At 59.7% G+C, this 18,582-nt stretch carries 22 protein-coding genes; 2 read left to right on the top strand and 20 right to left on the bottom strand.

The genetic code is table 11. The annotated features are described in order from the left end of the window. Positions 1-2: 2 nt before the first annotated feature. From ACWHWP_RS22390 to ACWHWP_RS22310, 17 genes are all read right to left on the bottom strand, one after another. Positions 3-1,232 carry a beta-ketoacyl-ACP synthase gene (locus ACWHWP_RS22390; protein WP_447856451.1) on the bottom strand — a complete coding sequence of 410 codons (1,230 nt, stop codon included), beginning with the start codon at positions 1,230-1,232 and terminating at the stop codon, positions 3-5. After that, positions 1,229-1,960, bottom strand: coding sequence for a 3-ketoacyl-ACP reductase FabG2 (locus ACWHWP_RS22385; protein WP_059311419.1), 732 nt, complete (start codon positions 1,958-1,960; stop codon positions 1,229-1,231). Before ACWHWP_RS22385 ends, ACWHWP_RS22390 begins: the two co-directional genes overlap by 4 nt. Next, on the bottom strand, positions 1,957-2,430 hold the full coding sequence (locus tag ACWHWP_RS22380) for an ApeP family dehydratase (protein WP_059311418.1): 474 nt from the start codon (positions 2,428-2,430) through the stop codon (positions 1,957-1,959). Before ACWHWP_RS22380 ends, ACWHWP_RS22385 begins: the two co-directional genes overlap by 4 nt. After that, positions 2,427-3,596: a beta-ketoacyl-[acyl-carrier-protein] synthase family protein gene (locus ACWHWP_RS22375; protein ID WP_447856448.1), complete on the bottom strand. Its 1,170-nt coding sequence runs from the start codon at positions 3,594-3,596 to the stop codon at positions 2,427-2,429. The genes ACWHWP_RS22380 and ACWHWP_RS22375 overlap by 4 nt, the downstream gene beginning before the upstream one ends. A gap of 1 nt (position 3,597) precedes the next feature. Next, positions 3,598-4,176, bottom strand: coding sequence for a DUF3261 domain-containing protein (locus tag ACWHWP_RS22370; protein WP_447856446.1), 579 nt, complete (start codon positions 4,174-4,176; stop codon positions 3,598-3,600). Next, on the bottom strand, positions 4,176-6,497 hold the full coding sequence (locus tag ACWHWP_RS22365; protein WP_447856444.1) for an MMPL family transporter: 2,322 nt from the start codon (positions 6,495-6,497) through the stop codon (positions 4,176-4,178). Before ACWHWP_RS22365 ends, ACWHWP_RS22370 begins: the two co-directional genes overlap by 1 nt. Next, positions 6,466-7,071: a LolA family protein gene (locus ACWHWP_RS22360; RefSeq protein WP_447856442.1), complete on the bottom strand. Its 606-nt coding sequence runs from the start codon at positions 7,069-7,071 to the stop codon at positions 6,466-6,468. Before ACWHWP_RS22360 ends, ACWHWP_RS22365 begins: the two co-directional genes overlap by 32 nt. Next, positions 7,068-7,490, bottom strand: coding sequence for an acyl-CoA thioesterase (locus tag ACWHWP_RS22355; RefSeq protein ID WP_047345712.1), 423 nt, complete (start codon positions 7,488-7,490; stop codon positions 7,068-7,070). The genes ACWHWP_RS22360 and ACWHWP_RS22355 overlap by 4 nt, the downstream gene beginning before the upstream one ends. A 3-nt stretch (positions 7,491-7,493) precedes the next feature. Next, complete coding sequence (locus tag ACWHWP_RS22350; RefSeq protein ID WP_447856439.1) at positions 7,494-9,185, bottom strand: glycosyltransferase family 2 protein; 1,692 nt, start codon at positions 9,183-9,185, stop codon at positions 7,494-7,496. Then, positions 9,176-9,529 carry an ApeI family dehydratase gene (locus ACWHWP_RS22345; RefSeq protein WP_059311412.1) on the bottom strand — a complete coding sequence of 118 codons (354 nt, stop codon included), beginning with the start codon at positions 9,527-9,529 and terminating at the stop codon, positions 9,176-9,178. The genes ACWHWP_RS22350 and ACWHWP_RS22345 overlap by 10 nt, the downstream gene beginning before the upstream one ends. Further along, the gene (locus ACWHWP_RS22340; RefSeq protein ID WP_447856437.1) at positions 9,516-10,865 is read right to left on the bottom strand and encodes an AMP-binding protein; all 1,350 of its coding nucleotides are present in this window, start codon (positions 10,863-10,865) and stop codon (positions 9,516-9,518) included. Before ACWHWP_RS22340 ends, ACWHWP_RS22345 begins: the two co-directional genes overlap by 14 nt. Continuing rightward, the gene (locus tag ACWHWP_RS22335) at positions 10,858-11,463 is read right to left on the bottom strand and encodes a hypothetical protein (RefSeq protein WP_447856435.1); all 606 of its coding nucleotides are present in this window, start codon (positions 11,461-11,463) and stop codon (positions 10,858-10,860) included. The genes ACWHWP_RS22340 and ACWHWP_RS22335 overlap by 8 nt, the downstream gene beginning before the upstream one ends. Continuing rightward, complete coding sequence (locus ACWHWP_RS22330; RefSeq protein WP_059311410.1) at positions 11,435-11,686, bottom strand: acyl carrier protein; 252 nt, start codon at positions 11,684-11,686, stop codon at positions 11,435-11,437. Before ACWHWP_RS22330 ends, ACWHWP_RS22335 begins: the two co-directional genes overlap by 29 nt. Positions 11,687-11,698: 12 nt before the next feature. Further along, positions 11,699-11,956, bottom strand: a complete 258-nt coding sequence (locus ACWHWP_RS22325) for a phosphopantetheine-binding protein (protein WP_047345717.1) — start codon at positions 11,954-11,956, stop codon at positions 11,699-11,701. Then, positions 11,937-12,752, bottom strand: a complete 816-nt coding sequence (locus ACWHWP_RS22320) for a lysophospholipid acyltransferase family protein (RefSeq protein ID WP_447856433.1) — start codon at positions 12,750-12,752, stop codon at positions 11,937-11,939. The genes ACWHWP_RS22325 and ACWHWP_RS22320 overlap by 20 nt, the downstream gene beginning before the upstream one ends. Then, on the bottom strand, positions 12,752-13,471 hold the full coding sequence (locus ACWHWP_RS22315) for a beta-ketoacyl synthase chain length factor (RefSeq protein ID WP_447856431.1): 720 nt from the start codon (positions 13,469-13,471) through the stop codon (positions 12,752-12,754). Before ACWHWP_RS22315 ends, ACWHWP_RS22320 begins: the two co-directional genes overlap by 1 nt. 150 nt (positions 13,472-13,621) lie before the next feature. After that, positions 13,622-14,671, bottom strand: coding sequence for an AI-2E family transporter (locus ACWHWP_RS22310; RefSeq protein WP_059311407.1), 1,050 nt, complete (start codon positions 14,669-14,671; stop codon positions 13,622-13,624). 144 nt (positions 14,672-14,815) lie between these two features. Here ACWHWP_RS22310 and ACWHWP_RS22305 point away from each other — a divergent pair, with 144 nt between their 5' ends. Then, a complete protein-coding gene (locus ACWHWP_RS22305) occupies positions 14,816-16,033 on the top strand; it encodes an MFS transporter (RefSeq protein ID WP_059311406.1) in 1,218 nt (405 codons plus the stop codon). A gap of 4 nt (positions 16,034-16,037) precedes the next feature. Here ACWHWP_RS22305 and ACWHWP_RS22300 read toward each other — a convergent pair whose 3' ends face one another. Both ACWHWP_RS22300 and ACWHWP_RS22295 read right to left on the bottom strand, forming a co-directional pair. Then, positions 16,038-16,595 (bottom strand): DcrB family lipoprotein, encoded by a 558-nt coding sequence (locus ACWHWP_RS22300; protein WP_023309515.1) that lies wholly within the window; start codon positions 16,593-16,595, stop codon positions 16,038-16,040. A 72-nt stretch (positions 16,596-16,667) separates the two neighbouring features. Further along, positions 16,668-17,333, bottom strand: coding sequence for a 7-cyano-7-deazaguanine/7-aminomethyl-7-deazaguanine transporter (locus tag ACWHWP_RS22295; RefSeq protein WP_047345723.1), 666 nt, complete (start codon positions 17,331-17,333; stop codon positions 16,668-16,670). 167 nt (positions 17,334-17,500) lie between these two features. On the opposite strand from ACWHWP_RS22295, the gene tusA reads away from it, so the two are divergent. After that, positions 17,501-17,743, top strand: a complete 243-nt coding sequence (tusA, locus tag ACWHWP_RS22290; protein ID WP_025759645.1) for a sulfurtransferase TusA — start codon at positions 17,501-17,503, stop codon at positions 17,741-17,743. A 102-nt stretch (positions 17,744-17,845) separates the two neighbouring features. Here the strand turns inward: tusA and yhgN are convergent, their stop codons facing one another. Further along, a complete protein-coding gene (gene yhgN, locus ACWHWP_RS22285) occupies positions 17,846-18,439 on the bottom strand; it encodes an NAAT family transporter YhgN (RefSeq protein WP_003861574.1) in 594 nt (197 codons plus the stop codon). Between the last annotated feature and the right edge of the window lie 143 nt (positions 18,440-18,582).

Below are 18,582 nucleotides of genomic sequence, written 5' to 3'. Positions count from 1 at the left end.
AGTTACGCCCAGCGTTTAATGATAATCGAGGTGTTGATGCCGCCAAACGCGAAGTTATTGCTTTGCAGATACTCGCAGTCAATCTGGCGGGCTTCTCCCATAATATAATCTAAAGCACCGCATTGCTCATCCGGTTGCTTTAAATTGAGCGTCGGGGCAAACCAGCCTTCACGCATCATCTGCACGCTCATCCACGCTTCCAGCGCGCCGCAGGCCCCTAACGTGTGGCCAAAATAGCTCTTCAGCGAAGAGATGGGCACCCTTTCGCCATAGATGGCAGCCGTGGCCTGGCTTTCGGCAATATCGCCGCGATCGGTGGCGGTACCATGGGCGGAAATATACCCTATGTCCGTGGCGCTTAAGCCCGCCATCGCCAGCGATTGCTCCATGCAAATCTGCATGGTTTCACGCTGTGGCTGGGTGATATGCGCCGCATCGCAGTTGGTGGCAAAGCCCACGATTTCGCCATAGATGGTCGCCCCGCGCGCTCTGGCGTGCTCCAGCTCTTCCAGAATAATCGTGGCGGCCCCTTCACCAATGACCAGGCCATCGCGCTCTGTATCGAACGGTGACGGCGTGGTTTTCGGCGCGTCGTTGCGCTGGCTGGTGGCGAACAGCGTATCAAATACCGCCGCTTCTGATGGACAAAGCTCCTCGGCTCCCCCGGCGACCATGACGGTTTGATAGCCGTGGCGAATGGCTTCCCAGGCGTAACCAATTGCCTGGCTGCCGGAGGTACAGGCGCTCGACGTGGGAATGACGCGCCCCCGCAGACCAAAGAACAGCCCGGTATTGACCGCAGTAGTGTGCGGCATCATCTGCACGTAGGTGGTGCCGGTGATGTTATTGGTGTGTTTTTCCATAAGCATGGAGGCGAAGTCGCTGACCGGCCCCGTGCTGCCCGTTGACGATCCGTAGGCGATGCCGGTTTGACCCTGGGTGAGCACCGCGTCATCGATCAATCCCGCCTGCTCAAGCGCCCGTTCGGTGGCGCGGGTGGAGAGCAGCGACACGCGGCCCATGGCGCGAATGCGCTTACGGGTATAGTGTGCCGGGAGGGTGAAATCCTCGATGGGTGCGGCCAGCAGCGTTTGCAGGCCATCATACTCCCGCCACTCATTCATGGTGCGCACGGCGTTTTCGTAGCCGAGCAGCCGCTGTGAAATGGACAGCCAGTCCTCGCCAAAGGCGGTCACGCCCCCCATCCCCGTAATCACCACCCGACGCGTCATAGCATCCCCCCGTTGATCGAGATAACCTGGCGAGTCACGTAGCCTGCCCGGTCCGACATCAGATAGCTCGCCAGCCCGGCCACCTCGTCTGCCTGGCCCATACGCTGCATAGGGATCATGGACATGGCCTCTTTCAGCGCGGCCTCTTCCATCTCGATCATGCCGGTATCAATCAGCCCGGGTGCGATGCAGTTCACGGTGATTTTGCGCTTTGCCAGCTCAATGGCCAGGGCCTTGGTGGCGCCGATAATACCGGCTTTGGCGGCGCTGTAGTTTACCTGTCCACGGTTGCCCATCACGCCCGAAACGGATGACAGGGTGATAATTCGCCCGCCTTTGCGGGTGCTTATCATCGGCATAATGCAGGGGTGAATGACGTTATAAAAACTGTCGAGGTTGGTGTGGATGACGCTGTCCCAGTCCTCTTCGCTGAGTGCCGGAAACGCGCCATCGCGGGCAATCCCGGCATTACTGACCACGCCATACCACGCGCCAAACGTACTGATTTCCTGTTCCAGAACCTCACGGCACTGCTCGCGATTGCCCACGTCAAACGTAAGCAAACGGCCCGTTCCACCGGCCTGAATAATCTCATCCAGCGTCTCTCTGGCGCCGTCAGCATCACGATGGTAATGCACGCCCACGGAGAAACCGTCGGCCGCAAGCTGACGGGCGATTGCGCGGCCAATGCCTTTGCTGGCACCGGTGACCAGTACGGAACGTGTCATGATGGAGCTCCCTGAGTGAAAAGTGAGGTTAATTCTTCCTCGCTGGGCTGGAAGGTATTCACGCGGCCCGTGGCAAGAGGGACGTTATCTGCCTGAATGATGCATTCAAAGCTGCCAAAACGTTCATCCTGCATCAGGCGTTCGATGGAAATGGTCAACGCGGTACCGGCGGCAAAGCGTCCTGCACCGCAGACCAGCTCGCGCGCGCCCAGCACCATGCCAAGTGCGCTGTGGGGCAGGCCTTTCTGCAGCCGTTGCCATTCCGACCAGACGCCCACGGTCTGGGCCATCAGTTCCAGCGCAAACCAGCCAGGCAGATCGCCGTCAGCGTTCAGGAAAGGGGCAAGCACACCGTGCCCGTCGACCGTGACGCTGCACGCCGCGCCGCTGTCGGTAATATTCTCAACGCGCTCCAGCAGCATCATGGGCGCGTCGTGAGGAAGGTAGTCGCTGGGGGATAAATAGCTCATGACACTCTCCCCAGCAGCAGGCTGGCGTTGTTACCGCCGAAGGCGAATGAGTTCGATAAAATCACCGGTTTTTTCAGCGCGACGCTCCCGTGCAGTAAGCCGCAGGGCGGCAGCGTGTCGTCTGGCGCGTAGCGGGCAAAATCCTGAGGCGGCAGCGGCAGGTCACGGGTCAGGATCAGCCAGCTTAACGCCGCTTCGGTGACCCCGGCCGCGCCAAGCGTATGGCCGGTAAGATGTTTGGTGGAGCTGCACGGTACCCGGTCGCCAAAGAGGGCGTTAATCACGGTCGCCTCTATCCGATCGTTAAGAGGGGTAGCGGTGCCGTGCAGGTTGATATAGCCCACGTCATCCGCCGTCATTCCCGCCTCATTCAGCGCCTGGGTAATGGCGCGAAGGGCGCCTTCCCCCTGCGGATGTGGGGCAGAGATATGGTAAGCATCGCTCGATTCCCCCGCGCCCAGCAGCGCAACCCGATCCGGTTCGCGGGTCAGCACCATTAATCCCGCCGCTTCACCGATAGTGATCCCCCGGCGGTCGCGGCCAAACGGTTCGCATCGCGTGGATGAGAGCGACTCAAGGCTGTTGAATCCGTTGACCGGCATCCGACTTAAGCTATCTGCGCCGCCAACAATCGCCACGTCCACCAGTCCTGCGTCGATCAGACGCTGCCCGCTGATAATCGCCCGGGCGCTGGAGGAGCATGCTGTCGAGATGGTATACGCCGGACCGTCCAGCTGCAGCCAGTCGGCCAGGAAGCGGGAGGGGTCGCCCAGCTCCTGCTGCGGATACTGCCATTGTGGGCTGGGTTCTCCGTTCAGGGAAAGGCGCACGTACTCATCGCCTTCATCCAGCCCGGAGGTGCTGGTGCCGAGCACTATCGCCACGCGGTCGCGACCCACGTGCGCAATGGCTGCCTCGACGGCGGGCTGAATTTGCGCCAGCGCGGCCAGCAAAAGCTGATTGTTACGGCTGCGGTGCGCTGACAGGCTATCCGGTATTGACGGCAGTTCACCCTCAACACCGCCCAGCACGGCGTCGGGCAACCCCTGTAGCCACCCGGCGCGAGGACGCATACCGGGAGCTACCCCGGCGTTCAGGTTTGCCGCGATCTCGTCGGCCGAGTTGCCCAGCGCGTTGACCATGCCAACCGCGGAAATGTAAATCATCTCAGTCACCCAGATATTGAATGGTGATGTGGTATTTAAAAACGTGCTGCTCGATGCTGATCGGCTCGCGCTTACCGTTGCGCTGCAGGTAGACAATCTCGGTCACCAGCTTGCCGTCGGGGTTACGCAGTTCGCGTCGGGTGTCAGTATCGTTTAGCGTCCAGCCTTTCGGCAACTGCGGCTGCCAGGCGCTGAGCGGCCAGTGGCTGAGCATCACATCCGCCAGCACCTGGCTGGCGGGCGGCAGCTGCGGCATAACGACAGACTGCTCGGTATGGATCCCGGTGCTGTCATAGGTCGCGAGGAACAGGCGGATCCCAACCGAGGAGAGCCCGGCCAGCGTCACCTTTTGCCCGTCAGCGTTCAGCAGAACCAGCAGCGACTGGGTCTGACCGTTAAACCGGCCGGTCAGTAACTGCTGTGAGCGGATAGCCGGGGTAATGCCGGGCGGCGGCAGCGTGACTTTGGTTCCCGGCTGGAGCCAGGCCTGCGGGCGCGTCCCTTCAGTATCGGTCGAATGGCTGCAGCCTGCCAGCAGCAGCGCCGCGGCCAGCGCGGCGGCGCGGTAAAAAGCGTTCATTATCCTTTTCTCTCGTTCTTAACCGGCATCGCCAGCGGAGCCAGCAGGAAGGCAGTAAAAATACCGCTTACCAGCACGATACCAAAGCTGCTGATGGCCTGCGTCGCGCTGAACACCAGCATGCCCAGCGTCAGCAGCGTGGTCATCATCGCGAGGGTGATGGCCAGCATCGACGTCAGCGGCGTGCCGCGCGGGTTGCTGAAAAACAGCGTGTAGTTGATGCCGATGCCGAGTACCAGCACCAGCGCCAGCAGTGAAAACAGATTAACCGAATGCCCGGCGACGGCCAGCGCCGCCAGTCCGCAGCTGAGCGACAGCACCGAGGGCACGAGGCTAATAAGCCCCCGGCGCCAGCCAAGGCGAATTAGCGCGCCGCAGGCAATCACCGCCAGCGCCACGGCTAGCAGCCCCGTCAGCAGCGTGCGGTAGAGGGCAAACAGGCTGTCAAAGCTTGCCTTGCGATCGACCCAGGCAACCCCGTTATGGCGGGCGGCCAGCTCGCTGAGTGCCGCGCTGTTTTTGACGCCGTCCACCGGGACGAGCACGCCACTTTCGCCACCTGGCAGGGTCAGCCAGAGCAGACGCCAGCCTTCGCTGGCAGGGCTGGCAAGCCACGCGTCCACGCTGACAGGCATGGCTGTCAGATTCGGTGAGACGGCATTCAGCCCCGCCTTGTGCAGCGCGTTCGTGACCGCAGGCGCGGCGTTGTGCAACAGCGCAAGATCGCTTTTTTGACGCGCCATCGAGTTCAGCGGCAGGGTTCGCCAGCCTGCAAGCTCACCCATTTTTTGCGCCTGCTCCAGCGCCGGGGTGAAGGCCTCCAGCCGCTCCAGCGTTTGCTGGGCCGACGCGCCGTAAACCACAAACCACTTCTGATCGACGCTCTGGCCGGTCATGGCGGTAATGGTCTTCTCCTGCGCCAGAATCGCTTTCGGGAGCGCCTGCAGCTGGGCAATATCGTCGTCTACCTTCAGGGTGCTGATCCCTGCTGCGGAAAGGAGCGCCAGCGTGACGGGCAGGCCAACGGCCAGCGTTTTTTTACGTTGCCAGGCGGCCAGCCAGCGCGACAGTAATCCCCTGGCCGGAACCGGGCGCACCGGCAAACCGCGGCACAGCCAGGGGTACCAGAAGATCACCGTCAGACAGGACGCGCTCAGACCCACGGCGGCAAACAGCGCCATCTGGCGGATCCCGGGGAAGGGGGCGAGCATCATAATCAGGTACGCCACGACGGTCGTCAGGAGCGCCAGCAGCAGGGCATGACGCACTTTGTCCAGGCTTTGCCACGGCGAACTTTCGCTACCGTGCACCATCCGCTCGGTCAGGTAGTAGAGGGTGTAATCTGCCGAAATACCGATGATGCTCATGCTCATTACCAGCGTCATCAGGTGCAGCTCTCCATACAGCAGCAGGGTGGCGACCGTGCCCGCCAGCGCGCCGACGGCAATCGAGATGGCGCACAGCAGCAGCGGCCGCAGGGAGCGAAACGTCGCCACAATCAGCAGGAGCACGCCCAGAAGGGTGGTGACGCCGAGCGTTGAAATATCTCGTTTGGCCTGCTGGCTGGCGTAATCGCTGTAAAAGACGGTGCCGCGAGACAGCAGCTGCGCCTGCGGATAGCGCGCTTTTAGCTTCCCCTCCAGCGCCTTAAGGGTGGTTACCAGCCGGTGGGTTTGCTGCATATCGAACGACGAGCCCGCCAGTTCGCCGTGCAGCAGATACCAGGTATTCCCTGCCTCATCTTTAGTGACCAGCCAGCCGTCCATCAGCCGCATTTTCTGGCCGTTTTGCGCGAGGGCGAGTTGCGAGCCGCGCATCAGCATCAGCGGATCGTTTTGCAGCTCCTTGCCGTTCACGCCGGAAAAGGCCGAGTAGAGCTGGGATAAAATCCACTGCGCCTGCGCTTCGCCGCCGTTTTGCAGGCGGGCGCGTGCGGCCGGATCGATCAGGCCATTTCGATGCTGCCAGAAGAATTCTCCCCAGGCTTTTTGCCCGGCGGCGTCCATCGGGCCTTTGACCTCGCTGAGCGAGCCGCTGCTTTGCAGCAGCTCCAGCCATTGCTGCGCCACGCGCGGGTCCGGATCCTTGCCGGGGCTGACCAGCCAGACCAGCTGGCGGTCGAGCCGCTGCATAAACCCGTCGTTAAGCGCCGGAGGAATGGCCCCCAGGGTCTGTTTCGGCAGCATGGCCAGCACGCTGCTGTTCAGGCGCGCGCCGGGCAGCAGCGACAGCAGCACGCCCAGCAGAATCAGGCATACCGTGGCCCACAGCAGCGCCGGGCGGAGGGATTTACGGTGCGGCAAAGCGCTGGCGTTCTTCATCGGTCAGGCTGGCGGGCGTCAGTTGGTGGCGGGTGAGGGTGATATCCGTGCGGTCGCCCTGCTTGTCGTTGAGACGAACAGATTCCAGATACGTTGCACCGCCCAAATCGAGGGTAGCGAAAATCTTGTCCAGCGGCGTCGTTTTTGGGGTCAGCACCAGCGACCAGCGGCCTTCTCCCAGGTCTTTAAAATCGATGCGGAAGTTGTCTTCCAGCACCTTGCGTTCGGCCTGGAATAACGCCCGCAGCAGGTGGTTGAACTGGAACATCTGCGGATTATTGTCGGCGGTAATGGTCTGCGGCGGCTGGCCGTTGATCGCCTGAACCATCCGTTTGTCGTCCAGCAGCAGCGTCATGGGGAACGGGGCTTTTTGATCCCACAGCAGGCCGCTATCGCGGGCGATCAGCATCTCGCCCTGCGAACGCAGCGGCTGCGGCATATCTTTAATGGTGCGAACCTGCTCGAAGTGCGCCCGCACCACGGGTTGCTCTGTGAACCGCTGCTGTAGTTCATCCAGCGTCACGGCGCTGACCAGCGGGCTGATCGTCAGAGCCAGCAAAAGCAACCATTTCATGGCGTCACTCCCATTCGTTCAAACAGTATTGCCGGGCTTACGAAGCACATCTCACGGGTGGCTTCATCTACCGCCACCTGGATGGTGTAGCCGGTGGTGGTCCGTTTACCGGTCTGTGCGTCGAAAATTTGATAGGCAATCCGCAGGCGGTTTTCATACTCTTCAACGTGCGCGCGGACGCGAATGCGTTGCTCAAACGTCACCGCATCGCGGTATTTCACACGCGTATCGACAACCGGCCAGACGTAGCCCGAGGCCTTCATCTGGCGATAGCCATAGTCAAACTGATTGAGCAGCGCCTCGCGGGCGATCTCAAAGTAGCGGAAATAGTTGCCGTGCCAGACTACGCCCATCATGTCGACGTCGTGGAACGGGACGGTTAACTCAACTTCCGTCGTAAAGCGGGGATCGGTCAGCACCCTTTACTCCTTCTCGGCGATCTCGGGCAGCTGCCAGAAATCGAAAAAATTAAACCAGTCGAGCGGCGACAGCAGGGCGTAATGCTCCAGCCGCTGCGCGTAGCGATCGACAGTCTGCTGCAGCGCCTGCTGGCGTTCACCGCGCGGCAGGAGCAGCGGGTCGGCAAACGGTTCACAGTGCAGGGTAAGCTTCCCCTGCTGGCTGAGGGCAAAAATCAGCACCACCGGACAGCGTAAAATGGAGGCCAGGATAAATGGTCCCTGCGGGAACGGCGCGGGCTGGCCCATAAAATCGCTCCAGACCACGCGCCAGCTGCCGCCGCGCTGTGGCGTGACGGCGATACGATCGCCCACGATGGCTACCCACTCTCCGCCATCCAGTTTTTCTTTGAGCAGGATAGCGGTCTCCGGGCCGATGTCGGTGACGGGCATCAGGTGAATGCCCGCCTGCGGAGCCATCTCCTCCATGATCTGCTTAAAGCGCTGGGCGTTATCGCTAAAGACCAGCGCGTTGATGGTTTTCCCCCCTTCACGCTGGGCCAGCGCCCGGCAGGCTTCCACATCGCCAAGATGCGAAGCCAGCAGCAGTTTGCCCTGAGGATCGTCCAGCCCCAGCGCCTCGCTGGCACCCGGCGCAAACGCCAGATCGCGATGAAGGTGCATCTCCCCGCGCCAGCTGGCCACTTTATTCAGCATGGCCTGGCCAAAACGCAGGAAGTGGAAAAAGCTGTGCAGCCGGGGCGGCTGAGGGATCTGCCGCTGGGCCATAACCTGCTTAACGCGCCTCAGCCATTGCCGCGACGCCTGACGCGCTGAACGGGCGCTTAGCCAGTAAACGGCCGTGACCGGCCACAGCAGGAAGGTGAAGGCCCTGCGCCCAAGCAGCTGCCAGACGCGTAGCATCAGGCGCATTCCCCACAGCCCTTTGACTTCCCGCTGTTGCGCCCAGTGCTGCGGGCGACGGCGCATCAGCAGGGAAGGGATGCGCGGCAGCATGCCCAGGAACAGACGGGTATGCATCAGCGAGATGCGCAGGTTGTCTTTTAGCGCATCGAAGTGGGATAGACCGTCTGGCGGGTAGGTGACGCGGGTGGGCAGAAAATAGCTCGGATTGCCCTGCCAGTAGAGACGGACCATCACTTCCGTATCAAAGTCCATCCGCTTGCCGAGCGGCGTCCGTGCAGCAAGCTGCATAGTCGGCGCAATCGGGTAGACCCGAAAGCCGCACATGCTGTCTTTCAGCTGCAGGGACAGGGTTTCAATCCAGACCCAGACGTGGGTTATCCAGCGTCCGTAGAGGCGCGCGCGTGGAATGGAGTCATCGTAAACGGGCTGACCGGAAATCAGTGCATCAGGGTGACGCTGCGCAAGCGCCAGAAAGCGGGGGATATCTTCAATCGCGTGCTGACCGTCGGCGTCCACCTGGATCGCATGGCTGAAGCCCCGCTCTGCGCAGGCCTGCAGTCCCGCCATCACCGCCGCGCCTTTGCCGCTGTTTTTCGCCAGACGCAGTAGCGTGACCTGAGGATACTGCTCCGCCAGGTGCGCAAGCGCGCGGCCCGTGCTCTCTTCGCTGCCGTCGTCCACCACCAGGCACGGGAGGTCAAACGGCGCCAGGCGTGAGAGCACCGCTGGCATCATCGCCCCGTGGTTGTAGCACGGGATCAGCACGCAGGGACGGAAGGTTACTGACATAGGCGAATCTTCCCGCTGCTGGCGGTATGGCGTTCGTCACCGGCATGGCGCTGGTAGCTGAAGGTCAGCATCTGGCGTTCGGGCTGCCAGGCCAGGATCAGCGTCACCGTGTTGTCCGGCAAAAGCGGGGCAGCAAACTTCACATTCTGAATGCTGTGAAAACGGTAGCCCGGTGCCAGCAGGGTGGTGGCGTAATGCATCACCCAGTCGAGTTGTGCAACGCCCGGAAGCAGCGGCTGGACGGCAAAATGCCCCTTAAACCAGAGCAGGTCAGGATCGAGATAAAGGGTTATCTCCAGATGCTCCGGATGGGTCTGGCGGCGTTCAATTTCATGGGGTTTCATGAAACAGCTCCTGTAGCTGAGCATAAACACGCTTGTTCATGCTGTTGACCGGGATTTCATCGACAATCCGCCAGTAGCGGGGCACGGCAACCGGTTCAAGGCAGGGGCGAAGCGCGCGACGCCAGGCGGATTCCTGCGCATTTTTACCCACGTTATCTCTGTGCAAACGCGCCGCGTCGCTGAGCACCAGCAGCACGCCAATACTCTGGCGTCCCCCACGCGTGACCGCCAGCGCGACGGCGTCGCAGATGCCGTCCAGCGCCAGCAACCGCTGCTCGATCTCATCGAGCGAAACGCGTTTATCCTCAATTTTGACTATCCGATCTCGGCGCCCGACGAGGGTGAACTGCCCGTCCGCCGTGAAATGGAGAATATCATTTAGCACCTCCCCCTTCGGCTCGTGGATCAGCGGCGACGTCACGCGATCGCCGTGGAACGTCACGCCGGGGAACGGCTGCCAGAGCGTCGTCTCTTCCTGACGGTGACGCCAGCCCATCACTCCCGTTTCGGTGCTGCCGTAGATTTCAACCGGCCAGACGTTGAGCCAGCCCTGAAACGCGGTGATATCCCGCCAGGGCAGTACGCCCCCCGCGGAGAAGAGCAGGGCAACAGGGGGCGCCGCCAGTGCCGTATCCAGCCGCCTGAGGAACGCCGGGCTGCTGATGAAAAGATAGCGTTTATCGTGGGGCAGGGCCGAGAGCTGCTCGGCATAGTTAAGCAGGCGGGCATGCACCGGCAGGCCGAGCGCCATGGGTAAGACGACGCGAAACGTCAGGCCATACAGGTGATGCAGCACCACGGAAGCCACGACGCTACAGCCCGCCAGCCGCTCGCCAAACCGCTCGGCGAGTAAACAGGCTTCACGATCCAGACTGATAATCGGCTTAATGACCCGCTGCGGCGAGCCGGTGGAGCCAGAGGTGAAAAGCTCGATAGCGCGCGTATCGTCAATGGCGGGCAGGGGAGAAAAGGCGTTGTCTGTCCGCGGCGTGGAAACCACCAGCCGCTGGCGCCCCGAAAAGTCGAGCGTGGCGTCGCTCAGAACGCCGCTGAACATGGCCCGCTGTTCGTTAAGCTGCGCAGCCCGGCTGTGGCCGGGGAGCACGGGCGTTTTACCCGCATGCAGCGTCGCCAGCAGGGCGACGATAAAAAGGTAGCCGTTTTCAAAGCAGAGCGCCCAGCGTTCGCCCTCCTCCTGACGCAGCATCTCGACCAGCTGAGTCACATCGTGGCGCAGGTCGCCGAGCGTCCAGACTCGTTCGTCGAGCCAGGCGATCGGCGCGTCTTCTGGACGCGGGGCATTTAGCCACTGGCTAAGAGGAAGAGGTTTACGCATCGTTCTCTCTTTTCATTACCCGCTGGCGCACCAGCCACTCGGAGGCCATCAGCGTTCCCATCAGGATGTAGGCAATTACCCCGTTCCACAGCGTCCACAGGCGCATGTCGGCGTACAGCACGGTAAACAGCGCGATTGCCCCGTTGCCGATAAAAAAGCCGCACCAGACTTGAGTGACCTTGCGGGTGTAGCGAACCCCTGCCGGCGACAGATGGGGTTCACGTATCCGCGCCAGCCGTTCTACCATCGGCATGGTTGTCCATAGCGACCCCCCAAACACCAACAGCATCACCAGATTGACGACCACCGGATAAAACAGTACCCACTGGTGAGCGTGCAGAAGCGCGCTCGCCATGCACAGCACCACCCCGGCCAGGGTTACGCTCAGGAGCACGTAGCGCAGAGGACCGCGATGCCGGCGCGCCTGATATAAACGCAGCAGTAGCGCCAGCGCCATGACGGGCAATATCCACTGCAAACGGTGGCTTGCAAGGCCATAGCCAATCAAAAACGGCCATGCCAGCAGCATCAGACCCGTCAGTATCGGGATGAGCGGAAGGGAAGGCACGTCAGGCTTCGCGCTGGAGCTGTTCCACAACGTCCACGATGTCCTGAACGGTACGCACCGCTTTGAAGGTTTCAGGTTTAATTTTATGACCCGTTTTCTTCTGCAGGTTAACCACCATGTCGACGGCATCAATGCTGTCGAGATCCAGATCTTCGTAAAGCCGGGCTTGTGGTGTGATGTCCTCAGGGTCGAGTTCAAACAGCTTAATAAGAAGCGCAGAGACTTCCTGATAAATCGTTTCTTGTTCTGTCATAGCGGGTCATTCTCAGGCGCGTTGTTGATGGATAAAAGCAGCGAGCGTGGCGACGGAATAGAAGTGCTGACGCATCTCGTCACTTTCGGCAGAAAGCACTACGCCGTACTGATTTTTCACGGCCAGCCCCAGCTCCAGGGCATCAATAGAGTCCAGACCCAGTCCGTCGCCAAACAGCGGAGCGTCGGTATCGATATCCTCTGGGGTAAGTTCTTCCAGATTCAGCGTAGAGATAATGAGATTCTTAACTTCAAGGTAGAGCGCTTGCATCTTTCATTCCTGACAAAGATTGAAGACCGGATGTTAATTGCTGCTGCATATGCCGGTTTAACTGCCTTGCCGCCAGCGCAGGTTCATGCTGGCTTGCATCGTAAAAATCATGAATGTTGATGCGTTCGCGAACATCCACGGTAAAAACAGGTTTTTTGGGCGGCACATTGTACCAGCGACTCTGTTTATCCAGCATGCGTTCGCTGCAGTGGATCACCACCACGCGCAGGGAGCGGTTGCAACGAACGGCGATATTCGCCGCTCCCCGCTGCAGGGTAATGGCTTCGCCCACGCGGGTGCGGGTGCCTTCCGGAAAGATAAGCAGAGTCTCCCCCTGCGCCAGGCGCTGCTGGCTGGCACGAAGCAGCGTTTCTGCTTCGCTGTTGATCAGGTAGTCGGCTGAGCGGATCACGCCGCTGACAAAGGGGTTACGCAGCAGCGCGCTTTTCACCAGACAGTCGGTTTCGTTCATGACCGACGCGAGGATCACATAGTCCAGCAGCGAAGGGTGGTTCGCTATCACCAGGCAGCCGCGCTCGGCGCGCAGAACGTCCAGGTTAGTAAAGCGGTAATCCAGTACGCCAGTCCCGCGAACGACCGCCAGGAACAGCCGAAAGCTGGCGGAAATGCTGCGTCGCGCCAGCCGGCGGCGCTTCGCGCGATCGCGCTGGAAAACCAGCAGCAGGTTAAACCAGACCAGCGACAGCAGCAGCCCGCCGAGGCCAAACAGCGCGAAGCAGAATCCGGTCATCAGCATGCGCCATAACCGATCGAGACGGGACAGGAACCGGCTCATTAGCGCGTCCACTGCCACTGCAAACGCTCGCCCGCAAGGGCAAATTGCTGCGCGTCGCTCAGATAATGTCGAAGGAACTGCAGGCTTTGCGGCAGCGCCGGCTCTTCACCTGCGCTTGCGGGGCGGGTTTCACAGCAGAGCGTGTCTCCGGCTTCAATCACTAGCGCAAGGGCGTAAGGCCAGACGGGCATCTGCGGCGGGAGTGCGGTTTGATAAAACTCGGGCAGTACGCCGTCAAAATCAACCAGCAAAATGCGGGCGTAGCCCGCGTGGAGCAAGCTCAACACTTCGCACAAACTTTGCTGGAAAGTGTCCATACCGGCGGAGACCGAGGATGAGACAATCGGCTGACCCGCGGTAATCGTGAGATTGCCTACCGCGGCATTGTGGACGGACATCGCAAAATCGGTGGGGGAGACGGGTTGCTTCGTCGCCAGCGCGTGCAGAATACGATAGTTGCGTTCAAGTTCGCCATGGCGACTGCTGTAGACCACGGCATCAATACGATGTTTGCGAAGCATCGCAAGGCCGATGTCGACCGCCAGCTTGCTGCCTGAATTGAGGCGGCGGGCGGTCATCATCGGCAGTTCGGTCGGTTTCGCAAGCGGCGCGGCGGGATCGATGGCTTCGGACTGGCGCGACCATGCCTGCCATGCATCGGCATCGCTGAGTCCTGGCGCTCTTGCCTGCCAGTCGATAATAGAGAGTGTGAATTTCATCTAAGCGCGTCCGCGATAAACCTGTTTCTGTAATGTTTTCTTCGCAAGCGCGATGTTTCAGCGTACATCGTACAGTGTTGTCGCAGGCTTGCGAATAACGTTTCTCCTAAAAATTTCCCGTAGAGTAATGTTCCGTTCTACCCCAGACGCTTAACCCGGAAGCCGGCTTTTAGGTCTGCCTGGCCCCAGCAGAATGGCCAGCTTGCTGCCGCCTTTGGTGGTCTCCATCCAGATCTTACACACGCTGGTCAGAGGGACCGAGAGCAGCATGCCGACCGGGCCCAGCAGCCATCCCCAAACCAGTAAGGATAAAAACACCACCAGCGTCGACATGCCGAGCCGGTGTCCCATCATGCGCGGCTCAAGAATATTGCCCAGCACCATGTGCACCACGAGGAACAGCGCGCCGACTAGCATGCATTCGTAGAAACCGTTAAACAGAAACGCCTGAATCATCGGCGGTACGGCAGAGAGCACCGCGCCAATATTCGGCACGTAGTTCAGCAGAAAGGCCAGCACGCCCCACATCAGCGCGAACTGTACGTCCATCAGCATCAGCCCCAGCCAGACAATGACCCCGGTCCATACGCTCAGGAGCGTTTTCAGCGCCAGATATTTGGAAACGCCCTTCAGCGCCCGGTGTAAGCCGGCAATGTGAATTTGTGGATTATTCAGCGCAAAGCGCAGCTTATAGGGAACGTGGCGCACTTCGAACAGCATAAACACCACCGTCATGACCAGCAGAAGAATGCTGGCCATCGCGCCGGAAAGCCCCGTCATCAAGGTGGTGGCGTAGGTCATGACCTTCTCTGAATCCATCCGGCGCAGCATCCGTTCGGGTGAGATATGCAGATTAAGGAAGGGCACCATCTCCTGCAGCGCCACGATCTTCCGCGTCAGCTCTTTGTTGTACTGCGGCAGCATCGTTGAGAACTCGCTCAGCGAGGCCGCCAGCACGCCGAAAAGCGCCGTCAGGGCAATCAGCATGACGATAACTACGATGGTGATCGCCACCGGTCGGCTGATGCCCCGGCGTAAAAACCAGGTGACCAGGGGATTAAGCACAATGGCAAAAAAGAGCGCCAGCAGGAGCTGAACAATAATGTCGGCGGCAGAATGGATACCCGCAAGAATAACCACCAGACAGGCGAGTTTTAATAAGATGTGGAGTCCTGCTTTGTCGGACGGATTAGGAGTCATGCGCGTTCCTTAGTGTGATGACCCGGTAAGTGTAGTGCCCGGGCTTCGCTTCGTCTGGATCCGTTAATCTGAAAGTCGGTGCTGATTTTCTTATTGTGGCGTGGTAATAGTGAAACACTGTTGCAAAAAATCAGGTAGAACCCCATGCCCGAACCTGCCGCTGAACCGGCACTGAGCGGACTGCGCCTCAATCTGCGCATCGTTTCCGTCGTTATTTTCAACTTTGCCAGCTATCTGACCATTGGCCTGCCGCTGGCGGTCTTGCCGGGCTATGTCCATGACGTCATGGGCTTTAGCGCCTTCTGGGCGGGGCTGGTGATTAGCCTGCAGTATTTCGCAACGCTCCTGAGCCGCCCGCATGCCGGGCGCTACGCGGACGCGTTCGGTCCAAAAAGCATCGTGGTAGTCGGGCTGTGCGGCTGTTTCCTCAGCGGCCTGAGCTACCTGCTGGCTGCCACAACCAGCCACTGGCCGCTGGTCAGCCTGGTGCTGCTCTGCCTGGGGCGCGTTATCCTGGGTATTGGTCAAAGCCTAGCGGGAACCGGGTCAACGCTGTGGGGCGTGGGGGTAGTCGGCGCGCCGCACATTGGCCGGGTGATCTCCTGGAACGGTATTGTTACCTACGGCGCGATGGCGCTCGGTGCGCCGCTCGGCGTGGTCTGCTATGCGTTTGGCGGCCTGTACGGGCTGGCTATCACCATTATGGCGGTCGCGCTTCTGGCGATCCTCTTTGCGCTGCCGCGCCCGAAGGTGAAGGCCAGCAAGGGCAAGCCGCTGCCGTTTCGGGCGGTGCTGGGGCGCGTCTGGCCGTACGGTATGGCGCTGGCGCTGGCGACCACCGGCTTCGGTGTCATTGCGACCTTCATTACCCTGTTCTACGACGCCAAAGGCTGGGACGGCGCAGCCTTTGCGCTAACCCTGTTCAGCTGCGCCTTTGTGGGCGCGCGTTTACTTTTCCCTAACGGTATCAACCGCCTGGGCGGGCTGAATGTGGCGATGATCTGTTTTGCGGTCGAGATTGTCGGGCTGCTGTTGACCGGCATCGCCGTGGTGCCGTGGGTCGCGAAAGTGGGCGTCTTCCTCGCGGGGGCGGGTTTTTCACTGGTCTTCCCGGCGCTGGGCGTGGTGGCGGTCAAAGCCGTGCCGCAGCAGAACCAGGGGGCGGCGCTGGCGACCTATACGGTCTTTATGGATATGTCTTTAGGGATTACCGGCCCGCTGGCGGGGCTGGTGATGAGCTGGGCAGGGGTTCCGGTTATCTATCTTGCCGCGGCGGGCCTGGTGGTTATCGCCCTGATGCTGACGTGGCGGCTAAAAAAATGGCCCCCGGTGCAGGCAACGGAGGCCACGTCATCATCGTGAAGACTTACTGGATCACGATGGTATTAATGATGTTTTCAGCAGCCGTCTGCGCTTTCTGCTGATCTTCCGCTGGCAGGGTGATCTGCAGGGTCAGCAGTTTGTTATCAACCTTGCCCAGCACCACGGAAGAGTAGGCGGTCTGGCCTTTAGCGGAGATGATGCTGTCCAGCTGCTGCAGCGTGTGGCCTTTCAGTTCGATGGACTTATTGGTAACCACCTGCAGCTGTGGATCGCGGCCGCGCTGCTGATCTTCCAGACGTTTGGACAGTACGGCCAGGTCTTCGCTGGTGTCGTCGCCCACAATCACAATGACCGCTTTCTGCCCGGTTGCGTCGGAGTAAACGTGCATATTGTTTGCCTGGGTGCCCAGCTTGCCGCTCTGGTCAGTCATATCGGCTGGCAGAGAGAAACTGAGTTTGCCATCCATCAGATTCACCGGCTGACCGGTCGCATTGCTCTCTGCGGATGCGCCCTGAGCAGGCGTTTTCGTGTCGCTGTTATCACAGGCTGCAAGACCCACAACCAGCAGGCCAATCCCGACATATTTAACCAGATTGCGCATTGACTTCTTCCTTTCGATAAACGGCCATAACGGCTCATTCGATCATCTTATCACAACTGATAAAGCGAACCCTTAACCAGCCTGCAATGCCGTGATTTCAGATTTATCTGCCAGCCTTTTCAGCAGCATATTCAGCAGCACGCCGTACATAGGCAGGAAGAAGACAATGCTGATGAGCACCTTGAAGCAGTAGTCAACCAGCGCGATTTCCATCCAGTGTTCGGCCATAAACGCGTCCGGGCTGCGCCAGAAGGCGATGAAGAAGAAGGCCAGCGTATCGCTCACGTTACCGAACAGCGTCGAGGCAGTGGGCGCCATCCACCAGCGATGGTTCTGACGCAGGCGGTTAAACACGTGCACGTCGAGGATCTGCCCCAGCGCGTAGGCCATAAAGCTCGCCGCGGCGATACGGGCAACAAACAGGTTGAAGTGGGTTAACGCCTCGAAGCCCTGCCAGCTTCCCATATAAAACAGGGAGGACACCACGTACGAGATGAACAGCGCCGGAAGCATGACGGCAAAAATAATGCGGCGGGCCAGCGGTGCGCCAAAAATACGTACGGTTAAATCCGTGGCGAGGAAAATAAACGGAAAACTGAACGCGCCCCAGGTGGTGTGAAAACCAAAAATGGAGATGGGGAGCTGCACCAGATAGTTACTGGAGGTAATCACCAGCAGGTGAAAAAGGGAAAGCCAGAACAACGCTTTTACGCGCTGCGATTCAGAAAACTGCGTCATATTGTGACCTTTTTATACGTTGGGGTGAGGGAACCCAATAAAAACCGCAGCATGATACTGCTTTGGCAGGACATTGCAATGGTTAGTTTTTACGCAATCGTTAACCTGGTTTGCATTGACTGCAACGGGGCGTAAACTACAGCCGTTTTTACCTGACCGAGAAGATCATGACCGACCTGTTTTCCAGCCCAGACCACACCCTTGATGCCCAGGGCCTTCGCTGCCCGGAACCGGTAATGATGGTACGTAAAACCGTGCGCAACATGCAGACCGGTGAAACGCTGCTGATCGTCGCTGACGACCCGGCCACCACGCGCGATATCCCCGGTTTTTGTACCTTTATGGAGCATGAGCTGGTGGCCCAGCAAACCGACGCGCTGCCGTACCGGTATTTGATTCGTAAGGGTTAGATGGGCTGTCCTCTGCGGCCTGATGCCCTCACCCCGGCCCTCTCCCACAGGGAGAGGGAGCAAACACTAAAAATGGCCACGTAGTGGCCATTTTGCTTTTACCTAGCCCTTCATCCATGCCCGGATCCCGTCCAGGAACATCTGCGTCGCCATCATCACCAGAATCAGCCCCATCAGACGCTCCAGCGCGTTTACCCCTTTCTCCCCGAGCAGGCGCAGGAACAGCGACGACTGCAGCAGGATAATAAATGTCCCGCCCCAGGCAATCAGCAGGGCAATCACCAGATGGCTCATCTGATTCGGATACTGATGCGACAGTAGCATCAGCGTGGCCAGAATGGTCGGCCCGGCAACGAGGGGAATCGCCAGCGGCACAATAAACGGCTCTTCACCCGCGGGCAGGCCGCTGCTGCTGCCTTCCGCGCTCGGGAAAATCATCTTAATCGCAATCAGGAACAGAATAATCCCGCCGGAAATCGACACGGTTTCGGCACGCAGGTTCAGGAACGCGAGGATTTTTTCCCCCGCAAACAGGAAGATAAACATCACCAGCAGGGCGATAAGCAGCTCGCGGATCATGATCGCCCGGCGGCGCTTCGGCTCGGTGTGCTTCAGCACCGACATGAAGATTGGCAGGTTGCCCAGCGGATCCATTATCAGGATCAATAAAACCGCGGCGGAAATGATTTCACTCATGTAAATTATCCCTGAAACTCTCTATGGTTATTATGATGATTAGCTGTATTTCTGATTGCCGGGCAATCATCGATTAATTTCGCTTGCGACTTTGGCAGCATTTTGTAATGTGAAGCATATCCCAGTTCAATACTGGCTTGCAC

Source organism: Enterobacter sp. WI-ESBL-E8 (genome assembly GCF_053364895.1).
Note: the sequence above shows the minus strand (reverse complement) of the source record. Positions and strands in the feature narration are given on the sequence as shown.